Source organism: Streptomyces sp. NPDC042100 (assembly GCF_055582325.1).
Genome location: NZ_JBVJDK010000002.1, coordinates 682660 through 701742 on the forward strand (window position 1 = coordinate 682660; position 19083 = coordinate 701742).

The following is a 19083-nucleotide window of genomic DNA, read 5'->3' on the forward strand; positions in this document are numbered from 1 at the left end:
TCACGGCCGACCGCGGGGTACGTCCGCTCAGACCGCGGCGCGCCCGCCGCCGATGAGACGCGGCAGCATACGGAAGCCGATGCCGCCGGCGATCATGGTCGCCGCGCCGATGACCAGGAACGAGGTCTCGGCGGCGCCGGTCTCCGCCAGCTCCTCCTTGGCCTTGCCCTGCTCGACGGGCTGCGAGCCGGCGTTGTTGGTGTCGGTGTTGTTGTCGACGCACTCGGCGCCGTCGAGGTCGACGGTGCAGGTGCCGGTGCCGTTGTCGTTGTCGTCGCCACCCGGCGTCGTCGGCTGGCCGGTCGGCCCCGGGGAATCCGTCGGGCCCGGGCCGGCGGTCTTGGTCGGCTCCGGGTTCGAGGTCTTGGTGGGCTCCGGGTTCGACGTCTTGGTCGGCTCCGGGTCCGTGGTCTTGGTGGGCTCCGGGTCCGTGGTCTTCGTCGGCTCCGGGTCGGTCGTCTTGGTCGGCTCGGGGTCGGTCGTCTTCGTCGGCTCCGGGTCCGTCGTCTTGGTGGGCTCCGGGTCCGTCGTCTTCGTCGGCTCGGGGCAGAGCGTCGGGTCGATCTCGCAGCCCGGGTCCTCACTGGTGACCTCGGTGCTGAAGCCGATGTTCACGCCCACGGCCTGGGCGGCCCCGGCGGCGGTGAGCGAGGCGCCGGCGGCGATGACCGCTCCCGCCGCGATCCGCGCGACCCGAACCCGCGTCTTCTTCGTCATCTGGCTGCTACCCCCAGTAGCTCAATCGTCTGTAGAGCCGCGCTCGGGGCCCGGACGCTGGGCACGGTCACAGTCACTGGACCCGCCCCCGTTCACACGCGCCCCAGTTACACGCATGGCGTCTGCCACCCTGGCGAGTTTCCGAGGACCCGTCAAGGTCGTTGCGCGTGCGATGCCCGAAAGGTCAGCCATTGCCCCACATGCGGCGATGCAACTGTGACGTAAACCCGGAACTCCCGCTACCGCAGGGCCGGTTCCCATGTCGACAAAGCGTCAGGATCGGCACTCCATCGCTTGCGCCCGCGAATCCGCACCCAGGACTTCGCGCGAAAAACACGCCGGGCCCCTCGATCCGATCGAGGGGCCCGGCGGGCGATTCGGGGCGGGGCGGGCCTAGTTGGCCTGCTCCTGCTGCTTGCGCCAGCGGATGCCGGCCTCCAGGAAGCCGTCGATCTCGCCGTCCAGGACGGCCTGCGGGTTGCCGACCTCGAACTCCGTGCGGAGGTCCTTCACCATCTGGTACGGGTGCAGGACGTACGAGCGCATCTGGTTGCCCCAGGAGCTGCCGCTGTCCTTGAGCGCGTCCATCTTGGCGCGCTCCTCCTGGCGCTGGCGCTCCAGGAGCTTGGCCTGGAGGACGTTCATGGCGCTCGCCTTGTTCTGGATCTGCGAGCGCTCGTTCTGGCAGGAGACCACGATGCCGGTCGGGATGTGCGTGATGCGCACGGCCGAGTCGGTCGTGTTGACGCCCTGGCCGCCGGGACCGGACGCGCGGTACACGTCGACGCGGAGGTCCGAGTCCTCGATCTCCACGTGGTCGGAGGACTCCACGACCGGGAGGATCTCGACACCGGCGAAGGAGGTCTGGCGGCGGCCCTGGTTGTCGAAGGGCGAGATGCGCACCAGGCGGTGGGTGCCCTGCTCGACGGAGAGGGTGCCGTAGGCGTACGGGGCCTTGACGACGAAGGTGGTCGACTTGATGCCGGCCTCCTCCGCGTACGAGGTCTCGTAGATCTCCGTGGAGTAGCCGTGGCGCTCGGCCCAGCGCAGGTACATGCGCTGCAGGCGCTCCGCGAAGTCGGAGGCGTCGACGCCGCCGGCCTCGGCGCGGATGTTGACCAGCGCCTCGCGCTCGTCGTACTCGCCGGAGAGGAGGGTGCGGACCTCCATCTCGTCGAGCGCCTTGCGCACCGCCGTCAGCTCGGCCTCGGCCTCGGCCCGGGTGTCCGGGTCGTCCATCTCCTCGGCGAGCTCGAAGAGCACCCCGAGGTCGTCGATGCGGCCGCGCAGCGCCTCGGCCTTGCGCACCTCCGCCTGGAGGTGCGACAGCTTGCTGGTGATCTTCTGCGCCGCCTCCGGGTCGTCCCACAGGGACGGGGCCGCGGCCTGCTCTTCGAGCACGGCGATGTCTGCCCTCAACTTGTCGAGGTCCAGGACGGCCTCGATCGACCCCATGGTCGAGGAGAGGGACTTCAGCTCTTCGGATACATCGACGACTGCCACGCGTCCAGCGTAACGGCTCCGGGCCGGGAGCCGGACCCGTGGCCGCCCCGAGATCCGCTACGGCTGGGTCGACTGCTTCGCGTCCCGCGGCGGCGCGTCCTCGCCGCCGGAGCCGCCCGACGCCGCCAGGTAGCCGCCCGCGCCCAGCGCGCCCGCGAGGACGACCGCCGCGACGGTCAGCGTGATCCGGCGCTTGCGGACCGTCTCCGCCTTGTGCCGGGCTGCTCCGGGCCGCCTGGCGCTCGCCGAGCGCGGCGCCCGCGCGGTGCCCAGCGGGCCGCCGGAGAGCTCGTCGGGGCCCGGGACCCGCATGGAGGTGTGGGTGTCCCGGTTGGAGTCGGTCGAGGCGCCCGGGACGAGCGGGACGGCGGCCCGGCGCGGCGCGGGCTCGCGCGCACCGGTCGGGAACGGGTCCTCCTCGTACGCCGGCTCCGCCGCCGGGTCCGCGTCCGGCTCGTCCACGTCCAGCGGCGGGATGCCCTTGAGCATCGGCAGCACGTCCCGCAGCCGGGTGCCCAGCTCCGAGGCGCGCAGCCGGGAGGCCGGGGCCTTGGCCAGGCACTGGACGATCAGCTGCCACAGCTCCTCGGGGATGCCGGGCAGCGGGACGACGGTCTCCGTGACGTGCCGGCGCAGCACGGCGCCGGGGTGGCCGCCGCCGAACGGCGTGAAGCCGGCCAGCAGCTCGTACAGCACGGTCGCCAGCGCGTAGATGTCGACGGCGGCGCGCGGCGGCAGGCCCTCGACGATCTCGGGGGCGAGGTAGTCGGGGGTGCCGATGATCCGGCTGGCCTTGGTGCGGCCGGGGGTGTCGATCAGCTTGGCGACGCCGAAGTCGGTGAGGAGGGCGGGGTGAGCGCCGCCGGGACCGAGCGGGCCCTCCATGTCGAGCAGGATGTTCTCGGGCTTGACGTCCCGGTGCACGACCCCGGCCTTGTGCGCGGCGGCGAGGCCGTCGGCGACGTCGGCGACGATCGCGACGGCGGCCTCGGGGGCCAGCCTGCGCTCGCGGTCGAGGCGGGTGCGCAGGTCGGTTCCCCGGACGAGGTCCATGACGAGGGCGAGGTCGTTGCCGTCGACGACGAGGTCGCGGACGGCGACCACGTGCGGGTGGTCGAGCCCGAGCAGGGCGGTCCGCTCCTGGACGAAGCGGCCGACGAGCTCCTGGTCGGAGGCGAGGTCCTCGCGCAGCAGCTTGATGGCGACGGGGCCCTCGGGGCCCTCGCCGAGCCACACCGTGCCGGCGCTGCCCCGCCCGAGGATCTGGTGGGCTGTGTAGCGGCTGCCGATATTCCGTGCCAAGACTGCTCCCTCAGCGGCTGCGGTTCGCGTCAAAGTTACGCGTCCGAGGGCGCTCACCGGCACTTCCGAGGGGAAATCACCCCTCGGAAGTCGACAAAACGACAGCATCGGCGGCTCCCGGCCCCTCGGCACGGTCCCGGGAGGGGGTGGGAGGGGCGTGGGAGGGGGGTGGGAGGAGGCCGGCCCGTACGCCGGACTCCCCGCTACTGCCCCGTGCCGCCGCCGGCGGAGTCGCCGATCGACGACACCCAGTCGGAGATCGACGTGATCCCGTCGCCGATCGCCTGCCAGTAGCCCTTGCCCTGGGCGACCCAGTCCTGGAGCGGGGTGAGCTCCCAGATCAGCCAGCCCGCGACCACGAACAGCACGATCGTGAACAGGCAGCCCTTGAGGCAGCCGAGGCCGGGGATCCGCATCGGGTTCGCGCTGCGCTGCCGGGGCGGGCGCGGCTCGCGGGGCGCCTGGGCGGGCGGCCCGGACTGCGGGGGCGGCTGCGGCGGCGCGTACTGCTGCTGGGGCGGCTGCGGCGCGTACTGCTGCCGCTGGGGCGCGTACGGCTGGGGCTGCTGCTGGTACTGCGGCTGCTGGTGCTGTGGGGGATGCTGCGGCTGCTGGTACTGCTGCGGCTGCGGGGGCCGCTGCTGGTACTGCGGCGGACGGCCCTGCTGCTGCCCGTGCTGCCCGTGCTGCCCCTGCGGCGGCTGCGGCGGGTACTGCTGCTGGCGCTGCGGGCGGCGGCGCAGCGGGTCCTCGCTCGGGTCGAGGTACTGCATCTGCGTCTGCTCGTTGCGGTCGCGGACCGCGCGGAGCTGGCTCTCCCACGGGTGCGGCCCGTCGCTCTGCGGAGGCTGCGGCGGCTGCGCGGGTACGGGGGGCAGCACGGCGGTCGGGTCGGCCGCGCCGGTCGCCGGGAGCACCGCCGTCGGGTCGGCCGCGCCGGCCGGGCCGCCGAGGGGGCCGCCGGTGGGCAGCACGCTGGTCGGCGCCGCCGGGTCGTACGCTCCGGCGCCGCCGGGCAGCACCTGGGTCGCGCCGGCCGGGTCCACGCCGGGGGTGTCCGGGACGGGCGCGGGGGCCGGGTCGGGGGCGAGCAGGGCGCCCACGCCGTCCGCGGCCTCGATCTGGGCGGGGGTGGCGTGCACGCCGATGCCGGCGGCGACCGTGCGCAGGCCGCGGGCCAGGTTCTCGGCGCTGGGGCGCCGGTCGGGGTCCTTGCTGAGGCAGCGCTCGATCACGGTCCACAGCGGTCCGGGCACGGTCGAGGGGCGGCGCGGCTCCTCGCTCAGGTGCCGGTGCAGGACTTCGAGGGCGGTGCCGCCGGCGAACGGCGGGCGCCCGGTGACCAGCTCGTACAGCAGGATGCCGGCGCCGTAGATGTCGACGGCGGAGGTCTGCGGGCGGCCCTCGGCGGACTCGGGAGCGACGTACGCCGGGGTGCCGACGAACTCGTGGGTGCGGGTCAGGCCCGGGGAGTCGGCGAGCCGCGCGATGCCGAAGTCGGTGAGCATCGGGAACATCGCGCCGTCCCGCTCGGCGAGCAGCACGTTGGCGGGCTTGAGGTCGCGGTGGACGACGCCGGCCGCGTGGCTCGCGGCGAGCGAGTCGGCGATCTGCGCGGTCAGCAGCGAGGCGGCGACCGGGGTGAGCGGACCGTTCTCGCGGATGTAGCGGTGCAGGTCGGGACCGTCGACGAGGTCCATGACCAGCGCGAGCAGGTCGCCCTCCACGACGAGGTCGCGGGTGCGCACGATGTTCGGGTGGGTGAGCCGGAGCAGGACGGAGCGCTCGCGCAGGAAGCGCATCACGATGTCCGGGTCGTTGGCGAGCTCCTCCTTGAGGACCTTGATCGCCACGGCCTCGCCTGGCTGGCCCGGGACGGCCGCCTCGGCGCCGGCCGCCTCCGTCTGGCGGGCTCGCCAGACGGTGCCCGTGGCGCCGCGGCCGAGCGGCTCCTCGAGCAGGTACTTGCTGCCGATAGGCCGCACGTCACGCGCTCCCTGCTGATCGTGGTCCTGGGGGGCCTTGGGTGTTCTGAGGAGGGTCCCCGGGGTTCCTGTGTGTTCTGTGACCCGTCCGGGTGTCCGACCCACTTTAGTGCCGCCGAACGGGTCATCGACCGTGCCCCGAAGGGCGTAATCCGCCGCCGTACGGGGCGGCCCGGAGGCTCCCGCCCGGCTCCGGCCTGTCCGGAATGGAGACGCCCGGTACGCGCCGGAGGTTGCCGGAAGCGACGCGAGGCATACGCAACCAGGCGTTTTCACGTCCGTCGGCGACCGAACAAGATCACTTCTGGACGTCCCGTGGGCGGGTTGTCAGTCGCAGGTGCGAGGATGCCTACAGCACGTCGTGTCGAGGGTCGGGAGCCCTCGCCGCGTGCCGACCTGAACCGGACCACGCGTCCGTGCCGGGTGGGGGGAGTCAGTGGGCGGTTCCCCCGCCGGGCGCGCCGCGCAGAAGGGACCGCTGACCGCGATGCAGATCCGGCTGACCGTCCTCGCGCCGCACGCCGGCCACGGCGCCGGGCGCGCCTGCGACGTGCTCGTCACCGCGCCCGCGGGGACGGAGCTGGCCGCCGTTGCCTCCTCCCTCGCCGCGGCCGTCTCGGGCCCCGACACGTCCTCCTCCGGCACGACCGTGCTCTACGCGGGCGGCGAGCGCCTGGACACCCGCCGCTGCCTGCTCGGCGAGCCGCCGCTGGTCGACGGCGCCGTGCTCTCCCTTCAGGTCCCCGGCCCGGACGACGGGATAGGCGAGGGCGCCCCGGCCCGGCTGCACGTGGTGGCCGGTCCGGACGCGGGCGGGGTGCACCTGCTGCACGGCGGAGCGATCAGAATCGGCCGTTCCGTCGACGCGGACGTCCCGCTCGACGACCCGGACGTCTCACGGGCCCACTGCACGGTGACGGTCGGCCCCGACGGCCGCGTCACGGTCACGGACCAGGGCTCCACGAACGGGACGAGCCTCGACGGCGCCCCCGTCGGGCCCCGGCCCGTCCGCTTCCCGCCGGGCGCGGTGCTGCGCGTCGGCGAGTCCGCGCTGCGGCTGACGGGCGGGACGGCCCCGCCGCCGCCCGCGCCCGCGCGATCCACCGGCCCGGTGCCGTCCGCCGGATCCTCACCGGACGACACCCTGCCCACCACGCCGGACGGCGAAGGACACCTGCGCGTGCGCCGTGAGGGCCCGTCCGGCCTCTCCGGTGACACCCCGGCGGCCGGAACGCCGCGCGCGGTGCCGTACGCACCGGCCCCGTACGGCACGGGTACGGGACCGGGTGCGGGCTCCGAGGACGCCACGTACGGAGGCGCGCGGGGCACCGGCGGCGGTGACGGCTCCGGCGAGGGCCACGCGCGCGCGGGAGAGCTCCCGGAGCCCGAGGGCGAGGCCGAGATCGAGGCGCACAGCCGGACCCGGCAGCTCCGCAAGCGCGGGCTCGGGGCGTGGGCCCGGCGGCTCGCGGGCGGCCGGGAGGACCCGCACGCCGGGGAGTACGGGGTGGCCCCCGTACCCGCGTTCGCCGAGTCCCGGCCCGGCAGCCTGCCCGGGACGGCCGCCGCGGGCCCCGCGCCCTCCCCCGACAACTGGCCCGACCCCGCCTCCGTCCTGCTCACCGCGCTCGGCCCCGGCCGGCGCCTGTGGGAGCGGGACCTGGACCATGCCGAGGCGCTGGTGGTCCGGCTCGGCACGACGGACCGCGCGGAGCTGTCCGGAGTGCCGGTGACGGTCGGCCTGCGGGAGGCGGGCGCGCTGGGACTCGCCGGTCCGGGGCCGAGGCTCGCCGGTCTGGCCCGCTCGGTCGTGGCGCAGCTCGCCGCCCTGCACGCGCCGGGCGACCTGGAGATCGTGCTGGTCAGCGCCGACCGGAACCGCCCGCTGGAGGAGCGGCGGCGGGCCTGGGGCTGGCTCGGCTGGCTGCCGCACACGCGGCCGGCGCACGGCCAGGACTGCCGGCTGCTCCTCGCGTACGACCGCGAGCAGGCGCAGGCGCGGCTGACGGAGCTCACCCGGCGGCTGGACGACGGCCCGCTCGGCGCGGGCTGGCCGAGCGCGGACCGCGCGGCGGTCGCCGAGGCCGCCGCGCGCCACGAGGGACCGGCGACGGTCGTGATCGTGGACGGCGACCCCGGTTCGGCGGCGCTGCGCGAGACGGCGGCGCGGCTGGCCGGGGCGGGGGCCGCGGCGGGCATCCATCTGATCTGTCTGGCCGAGGCCCCTTCGGCCTCGCCCGCGTCCCCGGTGGCGGCGACGTACGAGGAGGCCTGCGCGGCCTCGTTCGCCTTCCGCGAGTGCGGGGCGGCGGTGCTGCTCAGCGGCGACGTGGCGACGGCGCTGCGGCTGCTGCGGACGGCCGGCGGCCGGGTCGCGGGCCACGGCACGGTCGGTGTCGTGGACGCGGTGTCGGTGGCGTGGGCGGAGCGGTTCGGGCGGGCGCTGGCCCCGCTGCGCACGGAGACGACGGCGGGGCCGGGGCAGGGGCGGTCCGCCGCGCTGCCGCCCTCGGCGCGGCTCCTGGACGAGCTGGGCCTGGCCCGGGCCACCCCGGCGTCGCTGATGGCGCGCTGGGCCTCGGCCTCGGACGGCACGGCGGTGCTCGGCGCGGGCCCGCGCGGGCCGGTGGCCGTGGACCTCACGGCGGAGGGCCCGCACCTGCTGATCGAGGGGCCCGCGGGCAGCGGCCGCACGGAGCTGCTGCGGGCCATCGCGGCGTCCCTGGCGGCGGGCGGCCGGCCGGACCGGCTGGGGCTGCTCCTGGTCGACGGCGCGGGCGGCGAGCGCGGCGAGGGCCTGGCGGCCTGCACGGAGCTGCCGCACGTGACGGAGCACCTGGTCGCCTCGGACCCGGTGCGGATGCGGGAGTTCGCGCAGGCGCTGGGCGGCGAGCTGAAGCGCCGGGCGGAGATCCTGGGCGACACCCACTTCGCGGACCGCCGCTCGGGCCGCCTGATCGGCCAGCGCACGGCGAGCGCGGCGGAGTCGGTCGCCCCGGCCCCCCGCGCGACCTCCCGCGTCCCGGACGCGCGCGCGGCGGACGGGGAGCGGGCGGGCGGGCGCGGCGCCTACGCGGGCGGCGCGCGGGACACCGGCGGCCGGACCCCGTATCCGGGCGACCTCGCGGACGGCCCGGCCGCCCGCACCCCGTACGCGGGCACGGGAGACCCCGGCGACCGCTCCACCGGCCGCACCCCCTACCCCGGCGCGACGGACCTCACCGACACCCCGACCGGCCGTCTGCGCGGGACGGGGAGCGGGGAGCGGGCGAGCTCGCGCACGCCGTACCCCGGCGCGTCCGACCCCGGCGACCGCTCCACCGGCCGCACGCCCTACCCCGGTGCGGCGGACCTCACCGACGCCCCGGCCGCCCGCCCGCGCGGGACGGGGAGCGGCCGGCCGGGTGACCGGGCGGGCGGCCGCCCGCCCTACCCGCACACCCCGCCGCCCGGCTCCGACCTCCTCGGGGACCGCCCGAGCAGCCGCACGCTGCGGGCGCACGAGGGCGAGCTCGGCGACACGCCCAGCGGCCGGCTGTCCCGTCCCGGTGCGGGCGACCTCGGGGACCGCCCCAGCAGCCGCACCCCACGGACCCACGGCGGCGAGCTCGGCGACACGCCCAGCGCCCGCCTCCCCCGCACCGGGACCGGTGACCCGGCCGACCGGCCCAGCACCCGCACCCAGCGGCTGGGGGCCGACGACCTCACGTACCTGCCCAGCGGACGCACCGAGCCGGGCCCCGGCTCCGGCTCCGGCGGCGGGGCGCCCCAGCCGCCCGCCGAGGGCGCCGGGTCGCTGCCCCGGCTCGTCGTGCTGGTCGACGACTTCGACGCCCTGGTCGCGCCCGCGCTCGGTGCGCCCGGCCGGCCGGCCGCCGGGTCGGTCGTACGGGCCCTGGAGGCCGTCGCGCGGAACGGCGCCCGCCTCGGCGTGCACCTGATCGCGGCCTCGGCGCGCCCGGACCGGACCGTGGACACGGAGCTGGCGCACGGCGCGCGGCTGCGGATCGTGCTCGACGCGCCGCCCGCCTCGCCGGGGCCCGACGCGCCGCAGCCGGGCCGAGGCCGGCTCGGGCACCCGGACGGCCGGGTGACGCCGTTCCAGACGGGCCGGGTCACCGGGCGCATCCCGCGCACCGCGACCCTGCGGCCGACGGTGGTCCCGCTGGAGTGGGAGCGGATGGGCGACCCGCCGACCCGCCGCCCGGTCCGCGAGCTGGGCAACGGCCCGACGGACCTGGCCCTGCTCGCCAGCGCCCTCGACCGGGCCGCCCGCTCGGTGGACGCCTCCCCGGTCCCGCCCCTCACCTCGCCCACGCACGCCTGACGGGCGGACGGGCCGGCGGACGGACGGGCCGGCGGAGGGCCCGGCGGAGGGACGGGCTGGCGGGCGGAGGAACGGGCTGGCGGCCCGGCGGACAGACGGGCTGGCGGGGACAGACGACCCGGCGAGCCCCAGGCGGCGCAGCGGGCCCTAGACGACCCGGCGAGCCCCAGGCGGCGCAGCGGGCCCTAGGCGACCCCGGGGCCTGGAAGCCGGCTGGTCCCGTCTACCCCCGCAGCGCCGCCACCGCCGACCGCGCGAGGTCGTCCAGGTACCCCTTCGGCGTCTCCGTGCGGACCACGGCGAGCCGCCAGTACAGCGGGCCGACGATCAGGTCGAGCGCGCGGTCCGGGTCGGTGTCCTCGGGGAGTTCGCCCCGGGCGACCGCCTCGCGGACGACCTGGGCGACGACGCCCTGCCGCCCGTCGAAGAGCGCCGCCTTGATCGCCTCGGCGATCTCCGGGTTCCGCACCGCCTCCACCAGCAGGTCCGGGATGACCTGCGAGGCCACCGGGTGCCGCAGGGCGTGCGAGGCGACCTCCAGGAGGGCCCGCACGTCCCCGTACAGCGTGCCGGTCGCCGGTGCCGGCAGCCCCTGGACGGCGAGCGCTCCGACGAGGTCGAGGACCAGCGACAGCTTGGACTTCCAGCGCCGGTAGACGGCGGTCTTGCCGACCCCGGCCCGCCGCGCGATGCCCTCGATCGACATCCGGGCGAAGCCGACGGTCGCCAGCTCCTCGAAGACGGCGGCGCGAATGGCCTCGGTGACGTCCTCCCGGAGCACGGCGGCTCCGGCGGGGGTGCGGCGCGGGGTCCCGGCAGGTGTCGTCATGACCCGGATTTTAGCCAGCGATCACCAGGACGTAAACGTCACGACGATACGGTTGCGTTCCGACGCATCCGCGCCCTAACCTCCCCGTAGCGACGATACGGACCCGTTCCATCGCCCCTCGTCGCCCCTCGTCCATCGTGTCGCGAACCAGAGCGAAGGCGATCCCCCGTGACGACCGACACCCTCGACCTCACCGCCGACCCCGGCTCCGGCCCCGGCTCCAGCCCCGGCCTCACCGCCACCTCACCGGCCCCACTGGCCACACAGGCCCCACCGGCCCTGCCGACCCCGCCACCCCCGCCCACCTCCGAGGAGCTCCGCGCCCTCGCCGAGCGGCACGGCCTCACCGTGAGCGGCGCCCGCCCCTCGCTCCCCGCCTACGCGCGGCAGCTCTGGGCCCGCCGCCACTTCATCACCGCGTTCGCGACGGCCAAGCTCACCGCCCAGTACAGCCAGGCCCGGCTCGGCCAGGTCTGGCAGGTGATGACCCCGCTGCTCAACGCGGCCGTCTACTACGCGATCTTCGGCGTCCTGATGGACGTCAAGCACGGCATCCCCGACTACGTCCCGTTCCTCATCACGGGCGTCTTCGTGTGGACCTTCACCTCGCAGACGATCATGACCGGCACCCGCGCCATCAGCGGCAACATCGGCCTCGTCCGCGCCCTGCACTTCCCGCGCGCCAGCCTCCCCATCGCCCTCGCGCTCCAGCAGCTCCAGCAGCTCGTCTTCTCGCTGGGCGCGCTGGTGGTGATCCTGGTCTGCTTCGGCGAGTTCCCCCGCCCGAGCTGGCTCCTCGCCGTCCCCGCCCTGCTGCTCCAGGCGCTCTTCAGCACCGGCCTCGCCCTCGCCATGGCCCGGCTCGCCTCCCGCACCCCGGACATCGCGCAGCTGATGCCCTTCGTGCTGCGCACCTGGATGTACGCCTCGGGCGTCATGTGGTCGATCCAGCACCTCGCGGGCGGCGGACGCTTCCCGCACCTCGTGGTGCTGGCCCTGCAGTGCAATCCGGCGGCCGTGTACATCGACCTGATGCGCTTCGCGCTCGTCGAGAGCTTCACGTCCGCCCAGCTCCCGCCGCACGTCTGGGCGGTGGCGACCGGCTGGGCGCTGCTCGCCTTCGCCGGCGGGTTCGTCTACTTCTGGAAGGCGGAGGAGACCTATGGCCGTGGCTGAGCGAGAGACGACCCGAGACGCCCGCGCGACGGAGGAGGACCGGGGAGCCGCCCCCGCCCCCTCCCCGGCCCCCGCCCACACCCCCACCGTCATCGCCGACGCCGTCCACGTCACGTACACCGAGCGCGGCGCCGCCGGCCGCACCCCCCGCACCGTGCACGCCGTCAAGGGCGTCGGCTTCACCGCGCACCGGGGCGAGGCGATCGGCCTGATCGGTTCGAACGGCTCCGGCAAATCGACCCTCCTCAAGGCCATCGCCGGGCTGCTGCCGACCAGCGCGGGCCGGATCTACACCCGAGGCCACCCCGCCCTGCTCGGCGTCAACGCGGCCCTGATGAGCGACCTGACCGGCGAGCGGAACGTCATCCTCGGCGGGCTCGCGATGGGCATGAGCCGCAAGGAGATCGGGGAGCGGTGCGCCGACATCGTCGCGTTCTCCGGGATCGACGACAACGGCGACTTCGCGTCGCTGCCGATGCGCACGTACTCCTCCGGCATGGGCGCCCGGCTCCGCTTCTCCATCGCCGCCGCCCGCAGCCACGACGTGCTGCTCATCGACGAGGCCCTCGCCACCGGCGACGCGCGCTTCCGCCGCCGCAGCCAGCGCCGGATCGACGAGCTGCGCGCCGAGGCCGGCACCGTCTTCCTGGTCAGCCACTCGAACTCCACCATCACCGAGACCTGCGAGCGGGCCCTGTGGCTGGAGGCGGGCACCCTGCGGATGGACGGCCCGGCGGCCGAGGTCGTGGCGGCGTACGAGGAGTTCACCGAGACGGCCCCCACCACCAGGAGGAATGCGGACAAACCTGGCTAGAGTGCGAAGGGATGACGACCGACCCGCCGCCTCAGCCAGGTGCGCCCGGCACCTCCCGTACCGAGTCCGCGCCGCCCGCGCTCACCCGCTCCCCGTTCGAGTCGGAGACCTTCACCTCCGCCACCTTCGTGACCGTCGGCCTCGGCCCCCGGCTCGCGCTCGCCGCCCTCTGGCTGCTCACCCGCGGCGGGATGCTGTGGCTGCTGCACCGCGACGACCTCGGGATCGGCGGCGTCGCCAGCGAGGTGCACGTCCTCTACCGCCACTGGTACGGGCTGTTCGCCCAGGGCACCTTCCCGCCCGACGACCCCACCTGGCAGTACCCGCCGGGCGCGGGGCTGGTCATCATGTCGCCCGGGATCCTGCCCTGGCTGAGCTACTTCCAGGGCTTCGTTCTGCTCACCCTGCTCGCCGACGCGGCCGTCACCGTGGCGCTGGCCCGCGCCGACAGCGCCCGCCTCACCCATGGCGCCTGGTTCTGGGTGCTCGGGCTCCCCCTGCTCCTGCACATCCCGCTCGCCCGCTACGACGTGCAGACCACCGCGCTCGCCGTCCTCGCCCTGCTCGCGCTCGGCGCCCGCTCCCCCGCCGCGCACCGGCTCGGCGGGGCGCTCGCCGGACTCGGCGCCCTGGTCAAGGTCTGGCCCGCGCTCACCCTGATCGGCACCCCGCGCGGACGCACCACCCGCGAGGCGTGGACCGCCGCCGCCGTCACCGTGGTGGCCCTGCTGGCCGCCCTGACGCTGCTCTTCGACGACGCCCTGGGCTTCCTGCGCCAGCAGGGCAACCGGGGCGTCCAGATCGAGTCGCTGGGCGGCACGGGCCTCGCGCTGGCACGGGCGGCCGGGCTCTGGCCGGGCTCGGTGCAGTTCCGCTACGGCGCCTACGAGTACGTCGGCCCCTACGTCTCCACCGTCGGCCACCTCGCCCTGCTGGCGACCGTCGTCGCCTTCGGCTGGCTGCTGCTGTGGCGGCTGCGGGCGCGCGTCTGGACCGGGGCGACCCCGCTCGACGCGGCCTTCGCCGCCGTGCTGCTCTTCACCGTGACCAGCCGGGTGATCAGCCCCCAGTACCTGGTCTGGCTGCTCGGCCTGGCCGCCGTCTGCCTGACCTCCCGGCAGACGGTCATGCGCCCGGTCGCCTTCCTGATGCTCCCGGCGGCCGCGCTCAGCTCCCTGGCGTACCCCGTGCTGTACGTCGACGTCGCCGCCGGCACCTGGCCCGGCATCGCCGTCATGGTGCTCCGCAACGGCCTGCTGCTCGCGGCGGCGGCGGTGGCCGCCCGCCGCCTGTGGACGGGCTCGGTGCCCTCCTAGGGCGTGCCGTCCCACTCCCGTCCGCCGCGCGACGCCCGGCGCGCGGCGCTCGCCGTACACCGCTGCGGAAAGGGGGCGCCCCCGCCGGCCGGAACCGACGGGGGCGCCCCCTTCGCACACTGACGTCCGACTAGCTGTGCGTCCGCAGCAGCGTGCGCATGGTCCGCATCGCGACCGAGAGGTTCGACAGGTCGAAGTCCTCCGAGCCCTGGATCTCCTCCAGCGTGGTGCGGGCGCGGCCCAGGATCGCCGCGTTCTCGTCCTCCCATGCCTTGAACCGCTCCTCCGGGGTGGAGGTGCCGTTCCCGGCCGCCAGGACGTCGGCGGTGAGCCCGGCGTGCGCGGCGAACAGGTCCTCGCGGATGGAGGCGCGGGCCATCGACTGCCAGCGGTCGCTGCGCGGCAGCTCGATGATCCGGTCCATCAGGTCGGTGATCCGCAGCCGGTCGGCCAGGTCGTAGTAGACCTCGGCGACCGCCAGCGGGTCCTTCCCGGTGCGGTCCGCGATCGCGACGATGTCGAGCGTCGGGAAGGCGGACGAGAAGCCGGCCACCCGCAGCGCCAGCTCCTCCGGCACGCCGGCCTCGGTCAGCTCGGCGAGGATCGACTCGTACCACTCCAGGTCCGAGCCGCGCAGCAGCTGCGGCAGCTTCTCCCAGACCTGGCCGACCCGCTCCGAGAAGAACTCGATGGTCTCGCCGATCTGGAGCGGCTGCGGCCGGTTGTTGAGCAGCCAGCGGGTGCCGCGCTCGACCAGGCGGCGCGAGTGCAGGCGCATCCGGGTCTGGAACTCGGCGAGCACCTTGTTGTCGAGCGCCTCGACGGCGTCCCAGACCTCGCCCAGGCGGAAGATCGCGCGGGCCGCGGTCTGCGCGCGCACGATCTCCTCGATCGAGGCGCCGGACTCCTCGCGGAGGCGGTGCAGGAAGGTCGAGCCGCCGGTGTTGACGGTGTCGTTGACCAGGACGGTGGTGATGATCTCGCGGCGCAGCGCGTGGTTGTCGACCGCCTCCGTGAACTTCTCGCGCAGCAGCGTCGGGAAGTACGCGTGGAGCAGCCCGCGCAGGTACGGGTCGTCCGGGAGCTCGGTGCCGATCAGCTCGTCGGCCACCGTGATCTTGGTGTACGCGAGGAGGACGGCGAGCTCCGGCTGGGACAGGCCCCTGCCGCCGTTGAGCAGCTCGCGGATCTGCCGGTCGTTGGGCAGGAACTCCAGCGAGCGGTCCAGGGCCCCGTCGCGGCCGAGGCGGCGCATGAAGCGCTGGGCGGCGTGGAGCAGGGACGGCGACTGGGCGACCGCGTTGGCCAGGGCGGTGTTCTGCGCGTAGTTGTTGCGCAGGACGAGCGCGCCGACCTCGTCGGTCATCTCGGCGAGGATCTTGTTGCGCTGCTTGACGGTCATGTCGCCCTCGGCGACGAGCCCGTTGAGCAGGATCTTGATGTTGACCTCGTGGTCGGAGGTGTCGACGCCGGCGCTGTTGTCGATGGCGTCGGTGTTGACCTTGCCGCCCTCGCCGGCGGGGCCGCCGGTGCGGGCGAACTCGATGCGGCCGAGCTGGGTCGCGCCGAGGTTGCCGCCCTCGCCGATGACCTTGGCCCGGACGTCCTGGCCGTCGACGCGGATGGCGTCGTTGGCCTTGTCGCCGACCTCGGCGTCGGTCTCGGCCGAGGACTTGACGTACGTGCCGATGCCGCCGTTCCACAGCAGGTCCACGGGGGCGTGCAGGACGGCCTTCATCAGCTCGGCCGGGGTCATCTTGGTGACCCCGTCCTCGATGCCGAGGGCGGCCCGGACGTGCGCGTTGACCGGGATCGACTTCGCGCTGCGGGGGTGGATGCCGCCGCCCGTGGACAGCAGCGAGGCGTCGTAGTCGGCCCAGGACGAGCGGGGCAGCTCGAAGAGGCGGCGGCGCTCGGCGTAGGAGGTGGCCGCGTCCGGGTTCGGGTCGATGAAGATGTGCCGGTGGTCGAAGGCGGCCACCAGGCGGATGTGCTCGGAGAGCAGCATGCCGTTGCCGAAGACGTCGCCGGACATGTCGCCGACGCCGACGACGGTGAAGTCCTCGGCCTGGGTGTCGTGGCCCAGCTCGCGGAAGTGGCGCTTGACCGACTCCCAGGCGCCGCGGGCGGTGATGCCCATGCCCTTGTGGTCGTAGCCGGCCGAGCCGCCGGAGGCGAAGGCGTCGCCCAGCCAGAAGCCGTAGGACTCGGCGACCCCGTTGGCGATGTCGGAGAAGGTCGCGGTGCCCTTGTCGGCGGCGACGACGAGGTAGGTGTCGTCCTCGTCGTGGCGGACCACGTCGGCCGGGGGCACGACCTCGCCGGCGACCAGGTTGTCGGTGATGTCGAGGAGGGCCGAGATGAAGGTCTTGTACGACTCGATGCCCTCGGCGAGCCAGGCGTCGCGGTCCACGGACGGGTCCGGGAGCTGCTTGGCGACGAAGCCGCCCTTGGCGCCGACGGGCACGATGACGGTGTTCTTCACCATCTGCGCCTTGACCAGGCCGAGGATCTCGGTGCGGAAGTCCTCGCGCCGGTCGGACCAGCGCAGGCCGCCTCGGGCGACCTTGCCGAAGCGCAGGTGGACGCCCTCGACGCGCGGCGAGTACACCCAGATCTCGAAGGCCGGGCGGGGCGCGGGGAGGTCGGGGATGGCCTGCGGGTCGAACTTCATCGAGACGTACGCGTGCCAGTGGCCCTCGGCGTCCTTCTGGAAGAAGTTGGTCCGCAGGGTGGCCTTGATGACGGTGAGGAAGGAGCGCAGGATGCGGTCCTCGTCGAGGGAGGCGACCTGGTCCAGGGCGCCGTCCAGCTCCTCCAGGAGCCCGTCGGTCAGCTCGGTGCCGGCGCGCTGGCGCTCCGGGGCCATCCGGGCCTCGAAGAGGTTGATCAGCAGCCGGGTGGTGTGGACGTTGTTGCGGAGGGTGTCCTCCATGTAGTCCTGGCTGAAGGTCGAACCGGCCTGGCGCAGGTACTTGGCGTAGGCGCGCAGCACCATCGCCTCGCGCCAGGTGAGCCCGGCGGACAGGACGAGCGAGTTGAAGTTGTCGTTCTCGGCCTCGCCGGTCCAGGTGGCCGCGAAGGCCTCCTGGAAGCGCTCGCGGGCGTCCTCGCCGATGTAGTCGCCGCCGTTGCCGGTGGGCGCGGGCATCCGCAGGCCGAAGTCGTAGATCCAGGCACGGGAGCGGTCGGCGCAGCGCAGCTCGTACGGGCGCTCGTCGGTGACCTCGACGCCGAGCCGGCTGAGGGCCGGGAGGACGGCGGAGAGGGAGATCGGGTCGCCGGTCTTGTAGATCTTGAAGCGGCGCTCGCCGGGGCCTGCGGCGACGGGCTCGTACAGCGACAGCGCGAAGTCCTTGTCGCTGCCGGCCAGGGTCTCCAGGTGGCAGAGGTCGGCGACGGCGGCGCGCGGCGAGTGGTCGGCCTTGTAGCCCTCGGGGAAGGCGTTGCCGTAGCTGCGGAGCAGCTCGGCGGCGCGCTCCTCGCCCAGCTCGGCGTTGAGGGCCTCGCCGAAGCCGTCGGCCCAGGAGCGGGTGGCGTCGGCGAGCCGGTTCTCGATGCGGTCGACGTCGGCCTCGGTGAGCTTGGCCAGCTCGGTGCCGGGCTCGACGCGGACGACGAAGTGCAGGCGGGAGAGGATCGACTCGGTGTTCCAGGCGGTGAAGTCGACGCTGGTGCCCTGCAGCTCCTCCTTCAGGATGTCGATGATCCGCAGCCGGACGCGGGTGGTGTAGCGGTCCCGGGGCAGGTAGACGAGGGCCGAGTAGTAGCGGCCGTACTCGTCCTGGCGCAGGTAGAGCCGCAGCCGGCGGCGCTCCTGGAGGTACAGGACGCTGGTGACGACGGAGCGCAGCTCGTCGGCCGGGGTCTGGAAGAGCTCGTCGCGCGGGTAGGTCTCCAGGATCTGGAGCAGGTCGCGCCCGTCGTGGCTGCTCGGCGAGAAGCCGGCGCCCTCCAGGACCTCCGCGACCTTGCGCTTGACGACCGGCACCCGGCGCACGGACTCGGTGTACGCCGCCGAGGAGAACAGGCCGAGGAAGCGGCGCTCGCCGACCACGTTGCCGTCTGTGTCGAACTTCTTCACGCCGACGTAGTCGAGGTACGAGGGGCGGTGCACGGTCGCGCGGCTGTTGGCCTTCGTCAGGATCAGCAGCTTGTGCTCGCGCGCCTTGGCGCGGGCGTCGGCGGGCAGCCGGCTGAAGGACGGCGAGACGGGGTGGGCGTGCGGGTCCTCGCCGGTGTGGTGCGGGTCGGCGCGCAGGATGCCGAGCCCGGTGCCCGGGACGGCGGACAGCGCGTCGCCGTCGACCAGCTCGTACTCGCGGTAGCCCAGGAAGGTGAAGTGGTCGTCGGCGAGCCAGCGCAGCAGCTCGCGGGCCTCCTCGACCTCGGTGGGCCGCAGGTCGCCGGGGGTGGGCTCGCCGGGCAGGGTGTCGGCGATGCGCAGCGCGGCGTCGCGCATCTTGTCCCAGTCCTCGACGGTCTCGCGGACGTCGGACAGGACGCGCAGCAGGTCGGAGGTGATCTGCTTGAGGTCGGCCTTGTCGGTCTCGCGGTCGATCTCGACGTGGATCCAGGACTCGACGAGCGCGTCGTGCGGCAGGGCGCCCTTCGGCTGCTCGGTGAGCACCTCGATGAGCTTGCCGGCCACGTCGCGGCGGACCAGGACCTGGGGGTGGATGACGACGTGGATGCCGCGGCCCTGGCGGGACAGCTCGTTGGTCACGGAGTCCACGAGGAACGGCATGTCGTCGGTGACCACCTCGACGACGGAGTGGCTGCAGGTCCAGCCGTTCTCCTCCACCGTCGGCGTGTGGACGCGGACGCTCGCGGTGCCCTGGGGGCGGTTCTCCGCGAGGCGGTAGTGCGAGAGAGCGGCACCGAAGACGTCGACCGGGTCGCGGTCGGCCAGGTCTTCCGGCGCGGTGTGCAGGTAGTAGCGCTGGAGGTAGTCGAGCAGGGTGTCCCGGTCCGGACGCTCCCCACCCTCCGGCCCCGTCGGAAGTCGCCCCCCGACCGGGCTGTTCTCAGCTACCCGGGCGGCCCGATCGAGCAGCTCGGCCTTGGCTTCGTCCAGCTTGGTCTGCATGTCCTCTGACTCCTGTCGCGCGCCG

The 19083-nt window shown here is 74.5% G+C and carries 10 protein-coding genes; 4 read left to right on the forward strand and 6 right to left on the reverse strand.

Features of this window, described 5'->3' with window-relative positions; translation table 11 throughout:
• Positions 1 to 27: 27 nt before the first annotated feature.
• The 4 genes from ACZ6J5_RS07250 to ACZ6J5_RS07265 all read right to left on the reverse strand — a co-directional run bounded on the left by ACZ6J5_RS07250 (position 28) and on the right by ACZ6J5_RS07265 (position 5507).
• Positions 28 to 717 carry a hypothetical protein gene (locus tag ACZ6J5_RS07250; RefSeq protein WP_469388552.1) on the reverse strand — a complete coding sequence of 230 codons (690 nt, stop codon included), beginning with the start codon at positions 715 to 717 and terminating at the stop codon, positions 28 to 30.
• A gap of 393 nt (positions 718 to 1110) precedes the next feature.
• On the reverse strand, positions 1111 to 2220 hold the full coding sequence (gene prfB, locus ACZ6J5_RS07255; RefSeq protein ID WP_469388555.1) for a peptide chain release factor 2: 1110 nt from the start codon (positions 2218 to 2220) through the stop codon (positions 1111 to 1113).
• Between the two features lie 57 nt (positions 2221 to 2277).
• Positions 2278 to 3522 carry a serine/threonine-protein kinase gene (locus tag ACZ6J5_RS07260; RefSeq protein WP_469388558.1) on the reverse strand — a complete coding sequence of 415 codons (1245 nt, stop codon included), beginning with the start codon at positions 3520 to 3522 and terminating at the stop codon, positions 2278 to 2280.
• 203 nt (positions 3523 to 3725) lie between these two features.
• Positions 3726 to 5507 carry a serine/threonine-protein kinase gene (locus ACZ6J5_RS07265; protein WP_469388560.1) on the reverse strand — a complete coding sequence of 594 codons (1782 nt, stop codon included), beginning with the start codon at positions 5505 to 5507 and terminating at the stop codon, positions 3726 to 3728.
• Between the two features lie 487 nt (positions 5508 to 5994).
• On the opposite strand from ACZ6J5_RS07265, the gene ACZ6J5_RS07270 reads away from it, so the two are divergent.
• On the forward strand, positions 5995 to 9834 hold the full coding sequence (locus tag ACZ6J5_RS07270; protein ID WP_469388669.1) for an FtsK/SpoIIIE domain-containing protein: 3840 nt from the start codon (positions 5995 to 5997) through the stop codon (positions 9832 to 9834).
• 223 nt (positions 9835 to 10057) lie between these two features.
• Here the strand turns inward: ACZ6J5_RS07270 and ACZ6J5_RS07275 are convergent, their stop codons facing one another.
• Positions 10058 to 10663, reverse strand: coding sequence for a TetR/AcrR family transcriptional regulator (locus tag ACZ6J5_RS07275; protein WP_469388563.1), 606 nt, complete (start codon positions 10661 to 10663; stop codon positions 10058 to 10060).
• Between the two features lie 255 nt (positions 10664 to 10918).
• On the opposite strand from ACZ6J5_RS07275, the gene ACZ6J5_RS07280 reads away from it, so the two are divergent.
• From ACZ6J5_RS07280 to ACZ6J5_RS07290, 3 genes are read left to right on the forward strand one after another with little or no spacing between them, the layout of a single operon-like run.
• Positions 10919 to 11839 (forward strand): ABC transporter permease, encoded by a 921-nt coding sequence (locus ACZ6J5_RS07280; RefSeq protein ID WP_469388670.1) that lies wholly within the window; start codon positions 10919 to 10921, stop codon positions 11837 to 11839.
• Positions 11826 to 12653: an ABC transporter ATP-binding protein gene (locus ACZ6J5_RS07285; RefSeq protein ID WP_469388566.1), complete on the forward strand. Its 828-nt coding sequence runs from the start codon at positions 11826 to 11828 to the stop codon at positions 12651 to 12653. Before ACZ6J5_RS07280 ends, ACZ6J5_RS07285 begins: the two co-directional genes overlap by 14 nt.
• 11 nt (positions 12654 to 12664) lie before the next feature.
• Entirely contained in the window at positions 12665 to 13969 is a 1305-nt protein-coding gene (locus ACZ6J5_RS07290) for a glycosyltransferase 87 family protein (protein ID WP_469388569.1), read from the forward strand.
• Positions 13970 to 14099: 130 nt separating this feature from the next.
• On the opposite strand, the gene ACZ6J5_RS07295 is transcribed toward ACZ6J5_RS07290, so the two are convergent.
• Positions 14100 to 19058, reverse strand: a complete 4959-nt coding sequence (locus ACZ6J5_RS07295) for an NAD-glutamate dehydrogenase (RefSeq protein WP_469388571.1) — start codon at positions 19056 to 19058, stop codon at positions 14100 to 14102.
• Between the last annotated feature and the right edge of the window lie 25 nt (positions 19059 to 19083).

What these genes read in the sequence shown, in the direction of transcription:
- ACZ6J5_RS07250 (WP_469388552.1), bottom strand. Translation starts at nt 717, where the DNA reads ATGACGAAGAAGACGCGGGTTCGGGTCGCGCGGATCGCGGCGGGAGCG.
- ACZ6J5_RS07270 (WP_469388669.1), top strand. Translation starts at nt 5,995, where the DNA reads ATGCAGATCCGGCTGACCGTCCTCGCGCCGCACGCCGGCCACGGCGCC.
- ACZ6J5_RS07275 (WP_469388563.1), bottom strand. Translation starts at nt 10,663, where the DNA reads ATGACGACACCTGCCGGGACCCCGCGCCGCACCCCCGCCGGAGCCGCC.
- ACZ6J5_RS07285 (WP_469388566.1), top strand. Translation starts at nt 11,826, where the DNA reads ATGGCCGTGGCTGAGCGAGAGACGACCCGAGACGCCCGCGCGACGGAG.
- ACZ6J5_RS07295 (WP_469388571.1), bottom strand. Translation starts at nt 19,058, where the DNA reads ATGCAGACCAAGCTGGACGAAGCCAAGGCCGAGCTGCTCGATCGGGCC.
- ACZ6J5_RS07290 (WP_469388569.1), top strand. Translation starts at nt 12,665, where the DNA reads ATGACGACCGACCCGCCGCCTCAGCCAGGTGCGCCCGGCACCTCCCGT.